General features: G+C 49.8%; 17 protein-coding genes. 7 read left to right on the plus strand and 10 right to left on the minus strand.

Translation table 11 applies throughout. From position 1 onward, the window contains the following. Positions 1-77: 77 nt before the first annotated feature. Entirely contained in the window at positions 78-1,313 is a 1,236-nt protein-coding gene (locus tag NZD89_RS27005; protein WP_268005716.1) for an FtsK/SpoIIIE domain-containing protein, read from the plus strand. 366 nt (positions 1,314-1,679) lie between these two features. Here NZD89_RS27005 and NZD89_RS27010 read toward each other — a convergent pair whose 3' ends face one another. The 4 genes from NZD89_RS27010 to NZD89_RS27025 all read right to left on the minus strand — a co-directional run bounded on the left by NZD89_RS27010 (position 1,680) and on the right by NZD89_RS27025 (position 7,547). Further along, positions 1,680-4,673 (minus strand): beta strand repeat-containing protein, encoded by a 2,994-nt coding sequence (locus NZD89_RS27010; protein ID WP_268005717.1) that lies wholly within the window; start codon positions 4,671-4,673, stop codon positions 1,680-1,682. A gap of 216 nt (positions 4,674-4,889) precedes the next feature. Continuing rightward, positions 4,890-5,600, minus strand: coding sequence for a hypothetical protein (locus NZD89_RS27015; RefSeq protein ID WP_268005711.1), 711 nt, complete (start codon positions 5,598-5,600; stop codon positions 4,890-4,892). A gap of 11 nt (positions 5,601-5,611) precedes the next feature. After that, entirely contained in the window at positions 5,612-6,475 is an 864-nt protein-coding gene (locus NZD89_RS27020; RefSeq protein WP_268005712.1) for a tyrosine-type recombinase/integrase, read from the minus strand. A 205-nt stretch (positions 6,476-6,680) separates the two neighbouring features. Next, positions 6,681-7,547 (minus strand): helix-turn-helix transcriptional regulator, encoded by an 867-nt coding sequence (locus NZD89_RS27025; protein WP_268005713.1) that lies wholly within the window; start codon positions 7,545-7,547, stop codon positions 6,681-6,683. Between the two features lie 251 nt (positions 7,548-7,798). Here NZD89_RS27025 and NZD89_RS27030 point away from each other — a divergent pair, with 251 nt between their 5' ends. The 3 genes from NZD89_RS27030 (at position 7,799) to NZD89_RS27040 (ending at position 10,803) form a co-directional block, all read left to right on the plus strand. Continuing rightward, positions 7,799-8,032, plus strand: coding sequence for a hypothetical protein (locus tag NZD89_RS27030; protein WP_268005714.1), 234 nt, complete (start codon positions 7,799-7,801; stop codon positions 8,030-8,032). Between the two features lie 113 nt (positions 8,033-8,145). After that, positions 8,146-9,396 (plus strand): hypothetical protein, encoded by a 1,251-nt coding sequence (locus NZD89_RS27035; RefSeq protein ID WP_268005715.1) that lies wholly within the window; start codon positions 8,146-8,148, stop codon positions 9,394-9,396. Between the two features lie 171 nt (positions 9,397-9,567). Next, positions 9,568-10,803: an FtsK/SpoIIIE domain-containing protein gene (locus NZD89_RS27040; protein ID WP_268005716.1), complete on the plus strand. Its 1,236-nt coding sequence runs from the start codon at positions 9,568-9,570 to the stop codon at positions 10,801-10,803. Positions 10,804-11,170: 367 nt separating this feature from the next. Here NZD89_RS27040 and NZD89_RS27045 read toward each other — a convergent pair whose 3' ends face one another. Continuing rightward, entirely contained in the window at positions 11,171-14,134 is a 2,964-nt protein-coding gene (locus NZD89_RS27045) for a beta strand repeat-containing protein (protein WP_268005718.1), read from the minus strand. Between the two features lie 736 nt (positions 14,135-14,870). Between NZD89_RS27045 and NZD89_RS27050 the strand changes: the two genes are divergently transcribed. Beyond that, entirely contained in the window at positions 14,871-15,539 is a 669-nt protein-coding gene (locus NZD89_RS27050; protein WP_268005719.1) for a YigZ family protein, read from the plus strand. 24 nt (positions 15,540-15,563) lie between these two features. Here the strand turns inward: NZD89_RS27050 and NZD89_RS27055 are convergent, their stop codons facing one another. After that, positions 15,564-16,133 (minus strand): hypothetical protein, encoded by a 570-nt coding sequence (locus NZD89_RS27055; protein WP_268005720.1) that lies wholly within the window; start codon positions 16,131-16,133, stop codon positions 15,564-15,566. A gap of 295 nt (positions 16,134-16,428) precedes the next feature. Here NZD89_RS27055 and NZD89_RS27060 point away from each other — a divergent pair, with 295 nt between their 5' ends. Continuing rightward, a complete protein-coding gene (locus NZD89_RS27060) occupies positions 16,429-17,052 on the plus strand; it encodes a sigma-70 family RNA polymerase sigma factor (RefSeq protein ID WP_268005721.1) in 624 nt (207 codons plus the stop codon). A gap of 68 nt (positions 17,053-17,120) precedes the next feature. Here the strand turns inward: NZD89_RS27060 and NZD89_RS27065 are convergent, their stop codons facing one another. Further along, entirely contained in the window at positions 17,121-17,504 is a 384-nt protein-coding gene (locus tag NZD89_RS27065; RefSeq protein ID WP_268005722.1) for a retropepsin-like aspartic protease, read from the minus strand. 310 nt (positions 17,505-17,814) lie between these two features. Here NZD89_RS27065 and NZD89_RS27070 point away from each other — a divergent pair, with 310 nt between their 5' ends. Further along, positions 17,815-18,570 carry a hypothetical protein gene (locus NZD89_RS27070; RefSeq protein ID WP_268005723.1) on the plus strand — a complete coding sequence of 252 codons (756 nt, stop codon included), beginning with the start codon at positions 17,815-17,817 and terminating at the stop codon, positions 18,568-18,570. Between the two features lie 74 nt (positions 18,571-18,644). Here NZD89_RS27070 and fabZ read toward each other — a convergent pair whose 3' ends face one another. The 3 genes from fabZ to NZD89_RS27085 all read right to left on the minus strand — a co-directional run bounded on the left by fabZ (position 18,645) and on the right by NZD89_RS27085 (position 20,680). After that, on the minus strand, positions 18,645-19,091 hold the full coding sequence (gene fabZ / locus NZD89_RS27075) for a 3-hydroxyacyl-ACP dehydratase FabZ (protein WP_268005724.1): 447 nt from the start codon (positions 19,089-19,091) through the stop codon (positions 18,645-18,647). A 58-nt stretch (positions 19,092-19,149) separates the two neighbouring features. Next, positions 19,150-19,689, minus strand: coding sequence for a CDP-diacylglycerol--glycerol-3-phosphate 3-phosphatidyltransferase (gene pgsA, locus NZD89_RS27080; RefSeq protein WP_268005725.1), 540 nt, complete (start codon positions 19,687-19,689; stop codon positions 19,150-19,152). 208 nt (positions 19,690-19,897) lie between these two features. Continuing rightward, positions 19,898-20,680 carry a flagellar hook-basal body protein gene (locus tag NZD89_RS27085; RefSeq protein WP_268005726.1) on the minus strand — a complete coding sequence of 261 codons (783 nt, stop codon included), beginning with the start codon at positions 20,678-20,680 and terminating at the stop codon, positions 19,898-19,900. Between the last annotated feature and the right edge of the window lie 16 nt (positions 20,681-20,696).

A 20,696-nucleotide genomic window follows, 5' to 3' on the forward strand; every position in this document is an offset into this window, starting at 1 on the left:
CATTTCATGGGGGAATGGATAAAAACGCTTGCTCATGATATTGTCACACCACCTTATTTTCATGAGGGGGAATTAAGATGATTGACCGAGATTACAACCACAACATGACCGCCGATCTAGGTCTATTCATGGCGCTCTGCCTCATTGGATTACCTCTGCTACTTATTGGGCTACCAAACCTAGCATGGTTTGCGAGTTTATTTATCCTTTCGGCCATTGCTACTCGGATCATGGTGGCCAAGGTCAATATACAAGATGAATATAATCCCGTTTTGCTCTGGCTAGTCGGCGGAAATCCAGTTGGACACGCCTATCGAAAAATGAATAATCGAGCGAAGACCCAACCGACCCTGCACCGTCTGACACGACTACGGCGCCGTGGAAATACACTCGTTGCACAATACGCCCTACCGCCGGGACTGTCCTTTACCGAACTAACGAAATTGAAACCAGTGCTTGAGTCCGGTCTCAACCAACCTCTAGAGATAGCAATGGTACCTGATAATCCGGGGGTCGTGGAAATTGGGTTGGTCGGACGCTTCCGGAGGAAAATCCCACTCACAGAAGCATTGCCATGGCTGGACGCACACCCAGGCCTTGAAACGTGGTGTATTGGCATGGGATCTCAGGAACTTGCCACAATCTCGATGGATGACTTTCCGCACCTTCTCGTAGTTGGTCGTACGGGAGGCGGTAAGACCAATCTGATTAAAGTGATTCTCGAATCACTACTGTATATGGGATCGGCAAAGCTTATCCTTGCCGACCTCAAAGGCGGTTCCGATTACCAGGTATTTCAGTCACGACTCATAATGGCTACAACGATTCCGGAGTTGCTTGAAACGGTGACCCAATTACTAGATCTGATGCGTGAACGGCAGCGAAAGTTGCTCGAAGATGAACACGTAATCTTTGAATCTATCGCGCTTGTCATCGATGAATTCGCCAATGTTCCAACCGCAGCAAATTCAAAAACCAACAAACAGGAAGCCGAACAGGCAAAAGAGATTCTAAACATTTTGAACACCATTTTGCAACAAGGACGCTCGACAAATATTCATGTGCTCATTGCACCACAACGCCCAGATGCGGATACCGTACCAGGGACACTTCGTGCCAATCTTGATGCAGTCGTCACATTCCATGTTACAACGGCGGTTCAGTCGGGTGTGATTCTAGGTGCTGGACACAATGAAGCGTTTGAACTTCCAGCGATAAAAGGCCGTGCTCTCATTTCTCAGGCAGGAGAATTGCAACAAGTACAAGTGTTCCAGTGGCAACAACTGCAACCAAACAAAACCCAAGGAGCGTAAAAATCTATGAAAACAGAGACAGTTCATTACAACGTCAAAACAATGCGTGGAAATGCTCCCCTCCAATAGATTGGAAATAGACGCATTGACACCATTTGATACGTCATGGGGCCCCTGTAACATGCACCCTTTACCAACTACCTCCGATTCCGGGTAGAGCATTGTTATCTCTAGGTGGACACTTGCAGCAAATTCAGGCGTATGAGTGGATAACTTTATGAATACACACGCCTTCTTGCAAATGGCTAACGGTAGGTCTGTCGCCAACCCCCGTTCGGGACTTACACCCTATAGATTCCGTCCATGCCGGGCGTACCACGAAAAAGGAGGGTGACCGAAGTCACCCTCCTCAATCGAATATCCAAGTTATTGCCAATTGATTGTAGATACTGTGTCACCAGCGTCTGCAGTAGGTGCAGAACCGTTGATGTCAATCGTCGTCGTACCACTGGATGGGTAGCTAACAACAGCCGTCGCTTGGTAGCTACTTGTTGACGGGCTGGTTTGCAACGACAGGGTTGCCGGTGAACCACCATCTGTACCGTAGTAGTTAACACCGCCGTTTTGCAAGGTAAGTTGAACTTTACCGTTTGCGTCAGTGTAAACCGTTAGGCCACTCGTGCTACCCCAAGATACAACACCTGGTAGTACAACACTGTTGTAGGCTGTAGCTTCCGGTGTAGTCACGGCGTACAACGGAATCGGAGTAGGCTCCGTGGTGTTATTTGTGCCAAACGTCTGGCTCAATGATGTACCATTAACGGCCGTGATCCAGAGGTTAGTGTTTGCTGTTGCACCAGCCTGACCAGTAACTACGGAGACAGGCGCATCCACAACTGGATTGCCGTTAGCGTCTTCAACTGTGAGCGTTACGTTTTCACCCGTGCCATTCACAGGAGACGCAAGGGATGGGCTGGCTGCAAGTTTCGCAGCACCACCTGGAATGAACTGCGGCTTAGCCGTTGCGGATACACTGCCGATAGCAGCAGTCACAGTCGGAGTCTCGGTGGATTCATCGCCAACACTGAAGTTCAGGCCAGAAACCAAACGATGACCCGTGGTCAGAACATTACCTTCATCGGACGGAAGCGCAAATGTGCCCTTTGTGAATGTAGGTTCTGCAGTTACACCTGCCGGAAGTTCCGAAGCACCACCCGTACCACTTGTCGTGCTCAAGGTCGTGCTGGTAGCACCAGTCGACGTATTTACAGAGTAGTATCCAATGGTTGTTCCATTGACGGATACTTGGAAGTAGTCCGTGTCAGCTTGCGCACCAGCTGGTGTGTAGCCCGTAACAGTTGCATTAACAGCCGTTACTTTGTTTGGAAGTCCCGGGTTCTCACCGTCGAGATAGACACCGTCAACAGCATCGATGAACGAGCTGCCACCAGAGGACAATTGGTACGTTACAGTACCAGATGTGTTGTCCGCCAAGTAATCTTGTGCACTACCGTCGAATGCCCCAACTTCAATGTTATTGAGACCATTGGTGACATAATCGCTACTGTTTTCAACAGTAGAAGGATACTCTACGTTACTCAGTGAAGTGGTCGGTGCATTACTGTTGTTCACGTATGCCGTAACTAACTGTCCATTAGCTGCCACACCGACATTTGCCACAGATGTGGTTGAACCCGTGTAGTTCACATAAATGGAACCAATCGAGTCTCCGCTGTTGCCAACTTCACTATTTTGAATTACATAGACGTTGTATTGGTCGTCATCACCAATCGTTGAGTCATTCGCCGTAAACGAGAACTGACCGTTTGCATTGGTGGTTACGATTTGGCCGAAAGGCGAACCAGTCGAGCTGACCTCAGATCCACTAGCTGGCGTAGCGTTCGGAAAATCTGTAGCAGTGCTGCCACTTACATATTTACCTTTGCCGCCGACACTCGTAATGAGCAATGTTGCGTTCGGCACTGGGTTACCCAGAACATCTTCAGCAGTTGCCGTTACCGTAACATTAGAACTAGCTGACGCCGTGTAAGGGGATCCGACTGTGCCGCTACCACCGGTTACACCAGATGCACCCAATGTAGAATTCAACTGAGTTGCAACACCGGAATCACCCCAGCCGACGTACGTTGTAAGACCTGTCTGACCAGATGGTGTAGCAGTAATCGTAGCCGTGTCAGCTTCGTTGCTGTTAACCCAAATTGTCGCTTGACCCTGTGAGTTCGTTGCAACAGTTTGTGGCGAGGTAAGTTCCGTTCCAGCGCTATTAGCCAAGAAAGCATCGCCATGAACGCTAGAAATGCTGAAGTTAACATTTACGTTCGCTTGAGGTTCCCCGTTCAAGAGCGGCAAAGTTACAGTTACTGGAACCAAACCAGTTGTTTCATTGCTCAAGCTAGACACAGGAACCTGATACGCATCAGACGAGTCTGCAGCATAAGGAGAAATTGCGGCTGTATTAGCGGTCACAAATTCAGCATAGACCTTTGAATCGGTAACTTGAGTACCGTTAACCGTGTACGGAGCGGCAAATTGGAACGTGTAAGATGCAGCAACACCGCTTGGTACGCTAATCGTTGCCACAGCTTCGCCGGCAGCATTTGTAGCAACCTGGAAGCTATAGCCACCGGTAATCGCTGTCGGATTTGCGTTAATCCCGTTAACAGTCACAGTTGGCTCTTGGCTGCCCCAAACTGACAGTGTCGTGTTTACGCCAGCAACTGGGTTACCATTTGCATCGGTTAAGTTCGCACTAACCGTCAAATCCGAACCATAGGAAACAGCTGGGGATGCTGCTGCGCCCGTACCACTGTTAGCACCGCCAATGGTAATTGGACCAATCGAGCCAGTTCCGTTAGTGGAACCAACGATCTTCAAGCCAGTTTGGCCGGAGAAGGAACCGTTAACGCCAAGAGCGGTCAAGACGTTGTTGATGTAGTAAACAGGCATGTAGGTCGTAGCTTGTGCCTTCGCGCCACCAGCTGGGTCCTTAGCAACCTGCGTGTTGAACTTCTTAACAACCGTGCCGTTAACCGTAACGGTCGTGTTACCCGTGCCAACGCCGCCAGCAACTGCTGCTGGGGTTACGCCATTAGCCGTGATAGCAAAGGTGTGGGTTGTGCCATCCCAAGTAGCCGTGTAGCCAATCTTAGCCAAAGCTTGTTCGAAGTAGTAGACAGGGAAGAAACCAGTTGTGTTACCGGAATCCTTGCCCGTCATTTCGTAAGGGTTAGAAAGAACAGAACCGTTAACTACGATAGGTAGTTGGCCGGCCTTGGTTAGACCTGATGTTGTTGTTGCTGCAAATGCCATCGGCGAAACTGAGCCGAGTACAACTGCTGCTGCAGCAATACCTGTAAGCGCACGTTTCAAGAGTATTTGATAGTCCCCGCATCTCCCCATTTCTGATAGCCCACCATAGTCCCAAAAAGGTTGATATTACGCGGGATTTTCATAGTCTATCCCCTTCCTTTATTCAACAGATGAAAATAGTTTGCAATATAATAGAAAGCCTTCTGATAGGATGCGTGGAAAATGAAATTCGGAATCATCCAATTGGTAAGGGAGTTAAAGTACAAAAAAAGAGGGAGACAGTGTCCCCCTAAAAAAGGAAATTGGTTATTTGGAAAGTAGGAGATCAATTTCATGCCCAAATCCGTAGTTCTTAAAGAAGTCAATTAGGGCAATCTCAAAGACCTCACGTTGACTGATATTGTTCTCTTTACTAAACCGTTTCACCAACTCATTTAGGTCCGAAACCATATGAACAGATTTAACTGTGTATACGCCCGGTACCAAATATCTTGGAACCTCGGATAGTGCAGGCATAGTCTGTTCGAGTAAACGGGTTAGCTTATCTTCATGTTGGATAAGCAAAGAAAATATAGAGGAGTATTTATCCCAGTCCGATTTATTCAACTCGGATTGTGATACATTGGAATGGCTCACTTCCTCTACAGCTGCCTCATGTTTAGGAATATAATTATGTTCCTCTGTAGACCAGACATATCCACGGGCTTGCATGTATTGAGCCATATCATGATGGCTAGGGAATCGTAGCCGTTTCGCAATGTCTTTTGCATCGGCATTTGGGTCCCGGAACTGGGCGATAATGTCAAGAGCACGGGATGCAACTACGCGGGCCTGCTTTTGATTTCGTTTAACATACGTCCCACTACGCTTGTCCCATCGATACCCTCTACGACGCATGTACTGATCTAGACTTTGGTGATTTCTCAGCTGGTACCGCTGTGCTAACTCCTCCCGAGTAGAACCACTAGACAATCCCTTCAAAATTTCATTCAGCCGTTCTTCATGGGTTTCGTCCATCCATTCCCCTCCTATAACCTATTTACTGCTTGTGAGAGATCATCAAGTGTGGCATGTGTATATACAGATGTTACGGTTAAGGAGCTATGCCCGAGTAATTTTTGAATCTGGACTACATTAACCCCTCGTTGTACTAAACTCGTTGCAAAACTATGCCGGAGCATATGTGCAGTAACCTTTTCCATCCCTAAAGACTGACTTGTACGAAAAAGAACATGGTTGAAATAAGATGGTGATAATCGTCCAGTTGTTTCCGTAGCAAAGAATCGTTCCTTAGCAGTTGCATGGCTGCGGTAGGTTTCACGATACGTATCTAGAATCGGAAAAAGTTTATCTGCAATGGGAACCGTTCGATTCTTCTTCCCCTTCCCATTGATGACACGAATACAATTTGAGGCAAAGTCCACATTTTGCATAGTTAGATTCACACATTCAGAAATTCGAAGTCCTGTGTAAAACAAGGTATATGCAGCTGCTTGTATAACCGGGTGTGAAATGTGAGCAATAAACGGTTCCAGATTGTCCTCTGGTACATGCATGCGTTCTCGTTTTGCATATCGAACAGGCTCCATGTGATCGGCAACGTTCACGCTACAAATTTCTTTTTGGATAAGAAAACGGAAAAAGGAGCGTATCCCGAACAAAATTCGATTGCGAGTAGCTGGTCCAAGTCCACGATCATGCTTGAGGAACGCGATGTATTCTTCGACATCTTCCCGAGTGGTATCCTCGACATACCATGGCCCGTTGTACTTGCGCTCATAGAATCGTTCGAAATTCCGCAAATCAGACTGATAGCCGATTACAGTCTTTTGGCTCCGTTCTGCCGTCAACAAATGATCGGTAAACAACAAAACTGCTTCGTGTGCAATCATATAGCACCCTCCTTTAATGTGAAGCCTCGCGCAAACCGCGCATAAAAAGGCATTCTGCCTAACGACCGATTTGGGTGAAGACGCAAAAAGGGTCAAGCGTGCGATAGCACCGCGTGAGCGGCTCGCGCTTGACCCTTTTGTGGCTTCGCCCATACTCCCCTAGGCAGAAAGCCTAAATTGAATTCCTTTTCACCCTTACTTCATTCTAGGCATTCAATGCGTGTAGAACCGGCTGCTTGTTCTCGATTTTGCCCTCAAGTTCCAACAAATGAAGAGTATCCTCGATCACTCGCCGCTGGCTCGATTCACTCAAATTCTGTAGTCCAGGCACATAATGAGGCGCGTGATTCATCTGCAATGGACGCCCCAACATCCCGACAACGACATACCAGCGTCCCTCAACAGAAGCTAGGTCCAGCTCTACTTTTTCAATCGCCTGTTTTGAGTCAATTCCCCACTCCTCGGTATCTCGCCAGGACAGATTAAACCGAGTCCGTAAAGAAAGTTCCAACGGCATTGCCATAGGTTGTTCTGGATTCTCTAAGTCTGCAAATGCAAACACGGGCGGCATCCCATGTACACGATAACAGAGCAATGCACCATCTTGAATTTGTTGTAGGGACTCCAAGCGACGTATGATCACCGCCTGGTTCATCTGTATTCCCCACCATTGTAAAATGGGCGTAGGTTCAATGAACTTGAGTGCCTTACTGCTACAGTCGATATTAAAAAACTGACTAGCTTCCTGTAAAAAAGGGAAAGACTCCATAAGCGATGGCTCATTCCGTTCCGCTTTTACTGGCATCGCCCGTAATTGCTTCACCATCTCTTCCCCAAATAACTCTTCTAGAATTGATAAATCCCCCAACTCTTGCGCGGCCTTGATCATTATTCGGTGAGTTGGAACCTTCCTGCCTGTTTCAATATTTGCGTAGTAGGACTTAGACAAGCCGATCCGTTCTGACATTTCCTGTTGCGTATATCTCAATAACTTACGCTGTACCGCAATCCATGCCGAAAACTTTTCAGCTTGATCCCTAGTAATCTGTTCCGTTGTTGAGACCCTTGGCATATATACAACCTCCTTCAAGAAAACACAGGAGCAATATATTTTTATTTGTATTCTAATTGTAGCCTAAAACACAATTTTTGAGTACACACCTGCCAAAAAGAGCAAAATCAAGTAAGAAAAGAAGACAACCAGCAGATAAATACACATAAAAGAACTTATTATGTATCCTATTGTGTTGATCATAAAGTATCCCTATGGTATATTTATCCCACGATACCAATACTATTTTGTATCCTAGAAAGGTGATTAAAGTGAGTCTACGATTTTCGGGTGTCGCTATGTCAGTATCATCGTCGAAGAATGGCGAGAACAAATACGTCGAGGCAGCGGATCGAGAGAATTTTGCACGGTATAACTTTACCCTTCCGGCCAGTTCACACATCGAGAAAGGAGATATTTTCACGGCTGAAGTGATCAGCATTCGTACGTTTCGCGATCGTGTGACGCTAGAGGGAACTTTGATTGAATCCAAGCCAAATAAGTAACATCCAAATTTGGTGGGGGAGTGGCGCGCGCAGCGCAGAGCTGCCCCCACCCGGGTGCTACCACTAACAGGCACCGTTATAAATATTGGAACGATATGGATTGGAGAACTCAAATGCTTAGTTCTGGGGCAGATACGCTCATCGGTCATGCAAATGTCCCCTATTCCTCGATTGTGTTCCGATCACTAATTGATGCATTGCGGGAGGCTAAAGAGCGATACGAATATGAAGCAGTATCCATAGAGATTGGGAAAAGGATCGTCCAGTATTATCCTGAGCGTTCAAAGGGTGAATGGTACGCCTTTAAGGTGTTTATTCCAAGTGGAAGCACATCATTGCAGTACATACCCATTGAGTTTCGAATATACGGAAAACAGCTATCTAAGAAGGCCAACAAATGGCCCATTGAGCTAATTTTCCGTAGTGCTACATGTTGGAGCATGCCATTTTCTGAACTATGGCGCGCAACTATTCAAATTTTATACGACCTTGCAAACGAGCCAAATGCAATTGTTAGCGAGGATGGCGAACTTCAACTACAGTCTCGAGTTTCTAGATTAGACTGGGCTCTCGACACAGACGAGCTACAGTTTTGCGCGGAGGATAAAGATCGCTTTTTAACCAGAGCTCGACACAAAGCATCTTATATAGATGAAGAACAATGGTTTGAATCCGAACATGATACCGTCGAAGAAAGCCAAACTGCAATCTACCACCGAGGAGAGGCTTTCACCGGTTTCGTATTTGGTAAAGGGATGCTATTAGTTCGCATCTATAACAAATGGATTGAGGTCTCGAAGAATGCGTCTTACAAAAACTCAAAGATATTCTTTGCTGACCTTTGGAAAGATGAAGGTTGGGATCTAAAGCAAGATGTTTGGCGTATCGAGTGCCAGTTACGTCGCGAATCCCTTCACCTCTTTACTTTGGATGATGAGCGTTCTTTTGCCGATGCGAGTATTCCTGAGGCAGTCGAAAAATTCCCGAGCGTTCTGCCATATATGTATCGTTCTTGGCTATCTTTTCGTAATCCGACGGAACACAAGAACCGTAGCTTATGGCCCTTAAACGATACATGGGACGGGCTAATTGAACGAGCTAGTAAGCAATGCGGCGTCAGTGAACGGCGGAATCTACCTATTAAATTTGACTCAGCGAGTCTAGCAAAGTCCCTACTGGGGCTACTATCCTCGTTTGCAGTTTCAGTAGGAGAACCGTCATCTAAAGACCTGTTTATATATTTACATAAATATATTGGACAAGCATTACAGATTGACGATGTTCAGTGGCGGATTGAGCAAGCCATCCGCGAAAAGGCTGCCCAAAACGGGATTCAACTACATCAGAAATCAGAGTCTGCCTAAGGGTGGGATACTTTTGAGGTATTACGTCCAAAGTGGAGCTTGCCTCCTATTGGGTCTCGCGTTTGCGGGAGTCTGCATGTACTTTCACGTTCCACATTTCATGGGGGAATGGATAAAAACGCTTGCTCATGATATTGTCACACCACCTTATTTTCATGAGGGGGAATTAAGATGATTGACCGAGATTACAACCACAACATGACCGCCGATCTAGGTCTATTCATGGCGCTCTGCCTCATTGGATTACCTCTGCTACTTATTGGGCTACCAAACCTAGCATGGTTTGCGAGTTTATTTATCCTTTCGGCCATTGCTACTCGGATCATGGTGGCCAAGGTCAATATACAAGATGAATATAATCCCGTTTTGCTCTGGCTAGTCGGCGGAAATCCAGTTGGACACGCCTATCGAAAAATGAATAATCGAGCGAAGACCCAACCGACCCTGCACCGTCTGACACGACTACGGCGCCGTGGAAATACACTCGTTGCACAATACGCCCTACCGCCGGGACTGTCCTTTACCGAACTAACGAAATTGAAACCAGTGCTTGAGTCCGGTCTCAACCAACCTCTAGAGATAGCAATGGTACCTGATAATCCGGGGGTCGTGGAAATTGGGTTGGTCGGACGCTTCCGGAGGAAAATCCCACTCACAGAAGCATTGCCATGGCTGGACGCACACCCAGGCCTTGAAACGTGGTGTATTGGCATGGGATCTCAGGAACTTGCCACAATCTCGATGGATGACTTTCCGCACCTTCTCGTAGTTGGTCGTACGGGAGGCGGTAAGACCAATCTGATTAAAGTGATTCTCGAATCACTACTGTATATGGGATCGGCAAAGCTTATCCTTGCCGACCTCAAAGGCGGTTCCGATTACCAGGTATTTCAGTCACGACTCATAATGGCTACAACGATTCCGGAGTTGCTTGAAACGGTGACCCAATTACTAGATCTGATGCGTGAACGGCAGCGAAAGTTGCTCGAAGATGAACACGTAATCTTTGAATCTATCGCGCTTGTCATCGATGAATTCGCCAATGTTCCAACCGCAGCAAATTCAAAAACCAACAAACAGGAAGCCGAACAGGCAAAAGAGATTCTAAACATTTTGAACACCATTTTGCAACAAGGACGCTCGACAAATATTCATGTGCTCATTGCACCACAACGCCCAGATGCGGATACCGTACCAGGGACACTTCGTGCCAATCTTGATGCAGTCGTCACATTCCATGTTACAACGGCGGTTCAGTCGGGTGTGATTCTAGGTGCTGGACACAATGAAGCGTTTGAACTTCCAGCGATAAAAGGCCGTGCTCTCATTTCTCAGGCAGGAGAATTGCAACAAGTACAAGTGTTCCAGTGGCAACAACTGCAACCAAACAAAACCCAAGGAGCGTAAAAATCTATGAAAACAGAGACAGTTCATTACAACGTCAAAACAATGCGTGGAAATGCTCCCCCTCCAATAGATTGGAAATAGACGCATTGACACCATTTGATACGTCATGGGGCCCCTGTAACATGCACCCTTTACCAACTACCTCCGATTCCGGGTAGAGCATTGTTATCTCTAGGTGGACACTTGCAGCAAATTCAGGCGTATGAGTGGATAACTTTATGAATACACACGCCTTCTTGCAAATGGCTAACGGTAGGTCTGTCGCCAACCCCCGTTCGGGACTTACACCCTATAGATTCCGTCCATGCCGGGCGTACCACGAAAAAGGAGGGTGACCGAAGTCACCCTCCTCAATCGAATATCCAAGTTATTGCCAATTGATTGTAGATACTGTGTCACCAGCGTCTGCAGTAGGTGCAGAACCGTTGATGTCAATCGTCGTCGTACCACTGGATGGGTAGCTAACAACAGCCGTCGCTTGGTAGCTACTTGTTGACGGGCTGGTTTGCAACGACAGGGTTGCCGGTGAACCACCATCTGTACCGTAGTAGTTAACACCGCCGTTTTGCAAGGTAAGTTGAACTTTACCGTTTGCGTCAGTGTAAACCGTTAGGCCACTCGTGCTACCCCAAGATACAACACCTGGTAGTACAACACTGTTGTAGGCTGTAGCTTCCGGTGTAGTCACGGCGTACAACGGAATCGGAGTAGGCTCCGTGGTGTTATTTGTGCCAAACGTCTGGCTCAATGATGTACCATTAACGGCCGTGATCCAGAGGTTAGTGTTTGCTGTTGCACCAGCCTGACCAGTAACTACGGAGACAGGCGCATCCACAACTGGATTGCCGTTAGCGTCTTCAACTGTGAGCGTTACGTTTTCACCCGTGCCATTCACAGGAGACGCAAGGGATGGGCTGGCTGCAAGTTTCGCAGCACCACCTGGAATGAACTGCGGCTTAGCCGTTGCGGATACACTGCCGATAGCAGCAGTCACAGTCGGAGTCTCGGTGGATTCATCGCCAACACTGAAGTTCAGGCCAGAAACCAAACGATGACCCGTGGTCAGAACATTACCTTCATCGGACGGAAGCGCAAATGTGCCCTTTGTGAATGTAGGTTCTGCAGTTACACCTGCCGGAAGTTCCGAAGCACCACCCGTACCACTTGTCGTGCTCAAGGTCGTGCTGGTAGCACCAGTCGACGTATTTACAGAGTAGTATCCAATGGTTGTTCCATTGACGGATACTTGGAAGTAGTCCGTGTCAGCTTGCGCACCAGCTGGTGTGTAGCCCGTAACAGTTGCATTAACAGCCGTTACTTTGTTTGGAAGTCCCGGGTTCTCACCGTCGAGATAGACACCGTCAACAGCATCGATGAACGAGCTGCCACCAGAGGACAATTGGTACGTTACAGTACCAGATGTGTTGTCCGCCAAGTAATCTTGTGCACTACCGTCGAATGCCCCAACTTCAATGTTATTGAGACCATTGGTGACATAATCGCTACTGTTTTCAACAGTAGAAGGATACTCTACGTTACTCAGTGAAGTGGTCGGTGCATTACTGTTGTTCACGTATGCCGTAACTAACTGTCCATTAGCTGCCACACCGACATTTGCCACAGATGTGGTTGAACCCGTGTAGTTCACATAAATGGAACCAATCGAGTCTCCGCTGTTGCCAACTTCACTATTTTGAATTACATAGACGTTGTATTGGTCGTCATCACCAATCGTTGAGTCATTCGCCGTAAACGAGAACTGACCGTTTGCATTGGTGGTTACGATTTGGCCGAAAGGCGAACCAGTCGAGCTGACCTCAGATCCACTAGCTGGCGTAGCGTTCGGAAAATCTGTAGCAGTGCTGCCACTTACATATTTACCTTTGCCGCCGACACTCGTAATGAGCAATGTTGCGTTCGGCACTGGGTTACCCAGAACATCTTCAGCAGTTGCCGTTACCGTAACATTAGAACTAGCTGACGCCGTGTAAGGGGATCCGACTGTGCCGCTACCACCGGTTACACCAGATGCACCCAATGTAGAATTCAACTGAGTTGCAACACCGGAATCACCCCAGCCGACGTACGTTGTAAGACCTGTCTGACCAGATGGTGTAGCAGTAATCGTAGCCGTGTCAGCTTCGTTGCTGTTAACCCAAATTGTCGCTTGACCCTGTGAGTTCGTTGCAACAGTTTGTGGCGAGGTAAGTTCCGTTCCAGCGCTATTAGCCAAGAAAGCATCGCCATGAACGCTAGAAATGCTGAAGTTAACATTTACGTTCGCTTGAGGTTCCCCGTTCAAGAGCGGCAAAGTTACAGTTACTGGAACCAAACCAGTTGTTTCATTGCTCAAGCTAGACACAGGAACCTGATACGCATCAGACGAGTCTGCAGCATAAGGAGAAATTGCGGCTGTATTAGCGGTCACAAATTCAGCATAGACCTTTGAATCGGTAACTTGAGTACCGTTAACCGTGTACGGAGCGGCAAATTGGAACGTGTAAGATGCAGCAACACCGCTTGGTACGCTAATCGTTGCCACAGCTTCGCCGGCAGCATTTGTAGCAACCTGGAAGCTATAGCCACCGGTAATCGCTGTCGGATTTGCGTTAATCCCGTTAACAGTCACAGTTGGCTCTTGGCTGCCCCAAACTGACAGTGTCGTGTTTACGCCAGCAACTGGGTTACCATTTGCATCGGTTAAGTTCGCACTAACCGTCAAATCCGAACCATAGGAAACAGCTGGGGATGCTGCTGCGCCCGTACCACTGTTAGCACCGCCAATGGTAATTGGACCAATCGAGCCAGTTCCGTTAGTGGAACCAACGATCTTCAAGCCAGTTTGGCCGGAGAAGGAACCGTTAACGCCAAGAGCGGTCAAGACGTTGTTGATGTAGTAAACAGGCATGTAGGTCGTAGCTTGTGCCTTCGCGCCACCAGCTGGGTCCTTAGCAACCTGCGTGTTGAACTTCTTAACAACCGTGCCGTTAACCGTAACGGTCGTGTTACCCGTGCCAACGCCGCCAGCAACTGCTGCTGGGGTTACGCCATTAGCCGTGATAGCAAAGGTGTGGGTTGTGCCATCCCAAGTAGCCGTGTAGCCAATCTTAGCCAAAGCTTGTTCGAAGTAGTAGACAGGGAAGAAACCAGTTGTGTTACCGGAATCCTTGCCCGTCATTTCGTAAGGGTTAGAAAGAACAGAACCGTTAACTACGATAGGTAGTTGGCCGGCCTTGGTTAGACCTGATGTTGTTGTTGCTGCAAATGCCATCGGCGAAACTGAGCCGAGTACAACTGCTGCTGCAGCAATACCTGTAAGCGCACGTTTCAAGAGTATTTCTCCTCCCATAATCGACAAGTGAGATGAGTACTGAAAGTTGGTGACGAGGTCACCTTGCAGTTTGGCCTTCGTCACTGTCCCCACGAGTCCATGACGATGAATCAGTTTGTTGACGCTATCGCAAGCATCCGTTCCATGCGAAAGTCGCCAAACGCCCTCATTCGGTCGGCAATCCCGACACGTAGGAAGACATCCCTCCCTTCAGTGCATTTGCACCGAATTGTCGCCTATCTCGTTTATTACGCCATAGGCTTACGTTCTCCTGCTAACCCACTCGAATTTCGCCACGAATTTGGTCGAAAATCTTCAACTCGGCAGATTAGAAGATTATGTATCCAAGACAATGCCTCGTGCCGCATTATACGCTTTCTTTTTTTTTGCGTAAAGCGAAATAATAGTTTTCAGCCCAAAATTTTCTGAGAGACATAGCGAAACAATCTAATAACTATGCACATCTCAGAATTTAAGACCGACGACTTGCCGACATTCTTCGCGACATCGCCTGTCTTGTTGGGCTGAGCCCTATAGAGCGCACTGTTCTGAATCGATACATGTTGTAGCCGATTTCCTAAAATACAAGCTATCATGCCTCGACTCCATTTTATAGACGATATGAAGTTGAGGGATGTTACACTTGGTTGCAAACTTTTTTTGACACGACGTGTCTCCACTATGTACAGTCGTTCTAACAATCACCTGCTTGGCAAGTGAGGAAGTGTTTTACCGAATGAAGTTTACTACACCAGAATCAGAATTCACACTGGAAACTGTTGAGAAGAAGTCCAGATTTATTGCTACGGTCGTGCCGATATCGGGGGTTGACGACGCGGAACAAGCTCTCCTAGACATTCGCGAGCAGCACAAGAGCGCCAATCACAACTGTTTCGCGTATCGGGTTGGGCTTGGCGTTCCGGTTGAGCGATTCTCCGATGACGGGGAGCCCAGTGGGACCGCAGGACGTCCGATTCTCGAGGTCATTCGGAGGCGCACAATCGACAATGTCCTCGTTGTGGTGACGCGCTATTTTGGCGGCATCCTGCTCGGGGCCAGCGGCCTCGTTCGCGCGTATGCCGATGCGGCAAGTCAAGGATTGTCCGCTGCTGCGATGCTTGAGTGCGACGTGATGAACACGCTTCAGGTCACGTGCGATTACGGCGTGTATGGGAAGTTGGAATACGTGTTAGGGCAGAGTGGCATTGCGATGTACGAGAAGGCATTTTCGGACGTGGTTTCGTTTGACATCGTGGTACCCGAGGTGGATGTGGAGGATCGTCTGGCGGCTCTGTCGGAATGGACCAACGGGCAGGCGACAGTCAAGGTACTTCCGGGCGAATATATCGGAGTCACACAGGACGGGAGTTTGGTACGTGGTTTCTGGCCAACGGAGAATACCTGAGGCCAAACTCCCGCTGCGGGTTGGTCACATTCGCACAGAACCGCAAGTCTGCTGGTGCTGTACGAGGATAGAGAACGTACCCGCGTCACGCATTCGACGCTGCGCGCTTTGTTTGGCCATCAGGATGTCGAACGTGAAGGGATGGTGCGTGTGGAGATGGCACGTTTCGTCGCTCACCGGCCTTAGGTGCTGGATGGCGTCCAGGCGAAAGTACCCCACCGCACCATCGTTTCGCGTATGCGGATTGCGCACCTTGAGGGCCGGATAGACGGTTTGCGTGTGCGGATTGATGAACGGAACATACTGGGACCGACCGAGCGCGTCCTCGTACGCGCGACGCAGGTCTTGTGTCTGCAAGAATACGGCCTTTGCCGCTCTCTGGTAGAGGTTCATCGACTTCCACGGTACATACCATTGAGTTCCATCCTCCAGAACGACCAGGCTTGCGTTGCCGTTTAGGTAGACCGGGATCCAAAGGCTTACCCGCGAAATCCACTCTCTCACCGGAGGCACTCGCCTCGTCGAATGGTGGACGACAGCATTCGGCACAGGATGCGCAGTTTTTTCCTCGACAAATAACGACCCCTCTGTCACGACACGTTCAACTCCTTATGTATTCATATATTTTGTATATATATCATCCATTATACAAATTAACTGATAATTTGTAATCTGTATCACATGATTTGAAAGTCGATTTTTAGTATTAATTGTCTAGTCTTAGTGGCATGTCACTTAAGTTAAACGCTAAATCACGTTGGTAATTACCGTAAATAATAACCGAGACCTAGGTCTCTCTCTATTCACTACCTCGTGGTACCGAAGGTGTCGCGCTATGCTCAAGGCGCGCGTAATCCCTGTGGGCCGGCCCGCCAAAGAGGGCTGTCAGGTGGAACCTCAGATAGATACGTTAGAACGGATAGTTATGCAGGCGCAAATGTGTGATTGCGCAGCCTGCCTTCGACTCATCCATCAGTTTCAAGGCCTACTCTGTGCTGTAGCGCGGAAATATCAGTCGACCTGTGGATACGAAGAGGTGTATCAAGAGGCGTGCGCGGCTTTCCTCACCGCCATCCAGTCCTATCGCCCGGACCGCGGACCGTTTGTCGCCTACGCCGCCAGCAAGGTCAGAGGAGATGTGCGGACGGCGATGCGCAGGTTGTGGAGAGTGGCGGACCGATGGAGTCATATCCACGCCTTCGAGGGCGAGGATGACGAAAGGGCGTTTGACCGGGTATTGGCGGGATCGAACGCGGATGCTGTGGGTACAACAGTGTTTCCGGACGCCACCTGGACGACGTCCTCGGCACTGAACGAGATGATCACAAGAGCTCGCCTCAGCCAGCGTGAAGGCGACTGGTTACATTCGTTCCTCGCCGGCTGGCCGCCGGAGGCGATGGCCGAGGCGTATGACGTGAGCGCCGAGACCGTCAAGACGTGGCGCAAGCGTGCCCTGTCGAAGCTGCGAAGAGCCGCGGCGCAGATGGACGTGGACTTCCGAGACTTCGTGTGACCTCACGTGCTCAAGCAGGGCGTACGGAGGAGTGCTAGACTTCGCTCTCGACATCCTAATGCGTCTGGTCACATAGATTTGCGCACCGCAAGCGTGGCGGCCTTTGGATTTAAGGTGAGATTCAAGTCGTGATCGATAAAGAAGCGCAGGCCAAAGAGTGCCTGTTCTTGGAGAGCCGGATGGACAATACACGGAACGTCTCGGTAGATGTGCTTCCACATGCGGATGGAACAGCGCGATCGATACGCCTGTACCGTGCCACCCACGGCACTGATTTCAATCGGGCCAAGGTTCGGTAACTTGAGTATGGATGCAACCTTTGCGTTCAACGTGGGTTCGAATGCCCCGGTGTCGAGAATGACGTTGCGGACTCGTCGACCGTTGATGATCGGTGCAAAGTAGAATGCGTCGACACGGATGCTGCCATGGTAAAGTGCGATGAGCTTACTCAAGTTGAGTCCTCCCAGTAGGCATCAAATGTAGGCCTGTCTCGTAGCAGCAGGATATGTACGAGGTGCTCCTGAAGGCACGGCGTTGTTGCTACAGGTCGTGGCGTGTGGGCAGGCGTTTGCGCCCGGTAATCGGAGGACGTCTACGCGGCTCAGACAAAGTTTTATCCCAAGCGTCCCGAACGTCATAGAACCCCCATTCTACCAAGCTTATAATGAGGGCAAGACATCCTCGCTCGCGCGTAAGATGCGAGTTTGTCACCGCCCTCGCAACGTTTTCGCGAAACCGCCGCCGAGGAAGGAGGTGTACTTCGTGTTAGAGTTGATTGAACATTTGGTCAACGAGGTTCGAGAGATCAAAGAGGCAATGGTCCGAAGAGAAGATATTGCTGACATGGTCCGGCAGAGAGACATCGCCGACATGGTCAGGCAGAAAGACATCGCCGACATGGTCAGGCAAAAGGATATCGCTGACATGGTCAGGCAGAGGGACATCGCTGACATGGTCAGGCAGAGGGACATCGCTGACGTGGTCAGGCAGAAGGATATCGCTGACGTGGTCAGGCAGAAAGACATCGCCGACATGGTCAGGCAGAAGGATATCGCCGACATGGTCAGGCAGAAGGATATCGCCGACGTGGTCAGGCAGAAAGACATCGCTGACGTGGTCAGACAGAAGGATATCGCTGATGTGGTTAGGCAGAAGGATATCGCTGACATGGTCAGGCAGAAGGACATCGCTGACATGGTCAGGCAGCAAGATGTGGCTGACGTGGTCAGACAGAAAGACATCGCTGACATGGTCAGGCAGAGGGACATCGCTGACGTGGTCAGGCAAGAAGATCTTTCTGGCGTGACGCGCCAACAGGATTTGGACGAGCTGAGGCAGATTTATCGCGCCCTGCTAGAAGGACAGGAAGTGCTTTCGGCGCAGAGCGACGCCTTGGGGAGAGATATGTCGGAAGTAAAATTGACGTTGTCTAAGCACACGGACATCCTCGAGGACCTTTCCGTGAAAATGATCGAGCACAGTGCACAGATTCGCAAATTGACTCGGCAACACCTGTGAGCGTGTCGGCCATGACCCTTATGAAAAGAAATGGACCAACACCGATATGGCGCTGGTCCACTTTGTGGTCTCCATCATTCCGCGTCAACGATTGCAAACAAGATCTCGGCTTCCGCCACGTGTTTTCCGTCGACGTGGGCGGTGCCCTTTCCCTTGCCGATGCGACCTTTCAGCCGTTCAATGGTCACTTCCAACTCGAGCTTGTCCCCAGGGCGCACCTGACCGCGAAAACGTGCGCCGTCAATGCCGGAGAGCAACGGGCGCTTCCCCTCGAAGTCCGACTGCGACAGGATGGCGACCCCGCCGAGTTGGGCCATCGCCTCGACGATGAGAACGCCTGGCATGATGTTGAAGTCGGGGTAGTGACCGGTGAAATGTGGTTCGTTGGTGGTCACCATTTTGTAGCCCTTGACCTTGATGCCAGGCTCGATGTCTGTGACCCTATCCACGAGCAAGAACGGGTAGCGGTGTGGAAGGATCTTGCGTATGTCCTCCACGTATAGTGGCAAGTTAAATTCCAAATTGGTCACTCCTAGTCTGTCGTGCGGTGTCCAAGACGCGTGGGTGCAAAAGCTTTGGTTAGTACACCCGGCGGCGAATCGTGATAATCTCCATCGACCTCACGTAGAGTACGGTCGTGATGTAGGAGAGCGCCACCGTGAACCAGAGGAACAGTTCACCCGCCATGTCGCTCGGCCACGCGAGAATGATGGAACAAATGCCAATATAGTAGCAAAGCGTCGTCATCTTGCCCCAGATGTTGGCCTTGGGCACAGCGCGTTTGCCCTGAAAATAGAAAAATGCGGCGCCGATGATCATCAGCACGTCTCGGAGGACCAAAAGACCAGCTTGGACCCACGGAACCCGATCAGAATCGATGAGTGTGAACAGCACGGCGACCATCATGAGTTTGTCGGCGAGTGGATCGAGCAACTGGCCAGCGTACGTCTCTAGTTTGTAGGTACGCGCGATGTAACCGTCCAGCACATCCGTCAGCCCGGCAAACAACAGCACAAATAACGCGAGAACTTTGTGAGGGCTTACCGTCGCATAGAACGCCCAAAGATAACAAGGAATCAATAAGAGCCTGAGCAGGGTCAACAAGTTCGGTAAGTTCAATGTCTCGCCCCCTCTCCACGGCGTGACCGCCCCGTACCGTTTGAAGGCATGCCACAACACAGGAAACATTATATCAGTTGTATAGTAAATGGGAAAAGGCGAACGGATGGGCGAAACGCGCGAAGAGGCTGTCCCGCCGTATACCGTGAACACGGTGGCAGACAGCCTCTTCCTATAAGATGTGGAGTGCGCGTCTCGGTTATGCAGATTACGACCGAATGGTCGCCGCCACACCCATCATCTGATTCGTAATGGAGATGCTTTCCGAATTCAATTGAAAGCTCTGTTGTGCTTCCATCATGTCGGCGAACATTTGGCTCTCGTCCACGTTGCTGTAAGACAAGTAGCCTTGCTGCACACTCGATTGCTGCGCGGGACGCGCTGTCCCACCGGCGGTCAGCGCGTAGAGATTGTTCCCCTGCGCCGCCAGATGGGAGGACGGTTGGCCGATTTCCACGATGGCCAACTGGGGGCCCTTGACGTTGCCAAAGGACACCTGGCCGTTCTGTCCCACCGACATGGTCTGGCCGTTTGCCGGGCGAATAATCGGCTGGCCCGTCGTCGACAGCACGGGGTAGCCATTCTGCGTGGCCAACTGGAACGATCCGTCGACGCGCCGGCTCCAGATGAAGTTCCCGGCCTTCGTGTACAGCGGGCCACTGGGACCCTGTACTTTAAAGAACCCCGGACCCTGTATGGCGAAGTCCATGTCATTGCCGGTCTGTTGAAGGTTCATTCCGTCGAAATCGCGGCCCTCCGACACCGATTGCACCCCCGTGCCGCCACGCCAGCCGGCAGGAGTGGTGCGGCGGGCGTTGCCTGGGTCCGTAGCGGAGCCGTAGAGCTGCATCGTCAAGGCATCCTCGAAGGTGCCCTGATCTTGTGCGTAGCCGACCGTGTTCAAGTTCGCGAGGTTATCTCCCACTCTATCCAGCCAACCGGACGACGCTTGCAGTCCGGAGAGGCCTGTCCACAACGATTGCATTGCCATGACCGCAACTCCCTTT

It is taken from the genome of Alicyclobacillus fastidiosus (assembly GCF_026651875.1).
Taxonomy (GTDB): Bacteria; Bacillota; Bacilli; order Alicyclobacillales; family Alicyclobacillaceae; genus Alicyclobacillus; species Alicyclobacillus fastidiosus.

Bases quoted from the DNA above. Each gene is read 5' to 3' on its own strand.
- NZD89_RS27005 (WP_268005716.1), top strand. From the start codon at position 78: ATGATTGACCGAGATTACAACCACAACATGACCGCCGATCTAGGTCTA.
- NZD89_RS27010 (WP_268005717.1), bottom strand. From the start codon at position 4,673: ATGGGGAGATGCGGGGACTATCAAATACTCTTGAAACGTGCGCTTACA.
- NZD89_RS27015 (WP_268005711.1), bottom strand. From the start codon at position 5,600: ATGGACGAAACCCATGAAGAACGGCTGAATGAAATTTTGAAGGGATTG.
- NZD89_RS27020 (WP_268005712.1), bottom strand. From the start codon at position 6,475: ATGATTGCACACGAAGCAGTTTTGTTGTTTACCGATCATTTGTTGACG.
- NZD89_RS27025 (WP_268005713.1), bottom strand. From the start codon at position 7,547: ATGCCAAGGGTCTCAACAACGGAACAGATTACTAGGGATCAAGCTGAA.
- NZD89_RS27035 (WP_268005715.1), top strand. From the start codon at position 8,146: ATGCTTAGTTCTGGGGCAGATACGCTCATCGGTCATGCAAATGTCCCC.
- NZD89_RS27040 (WP_268005716.1), top strand. From the start codon at position 9,568: ATGATTGACCGAGATTACAACCACAACATGACCGCCGATCTAGGTCTA.
- NZD89_RS27050 (WP_268005719.1), top strand. From the start codon at position 14,871: ATGAAGTTTACTACACCAGAATCAGAATTCACACTGGAAACTGTTGAG.
- NZD89_RS27085 (WP_268005726.1), bottom strand. From the start codon at position 20,680: ATGGCAATGCAATCGTTGTGGACAGGCCTCTCCGGACTGCAAGCGTCG.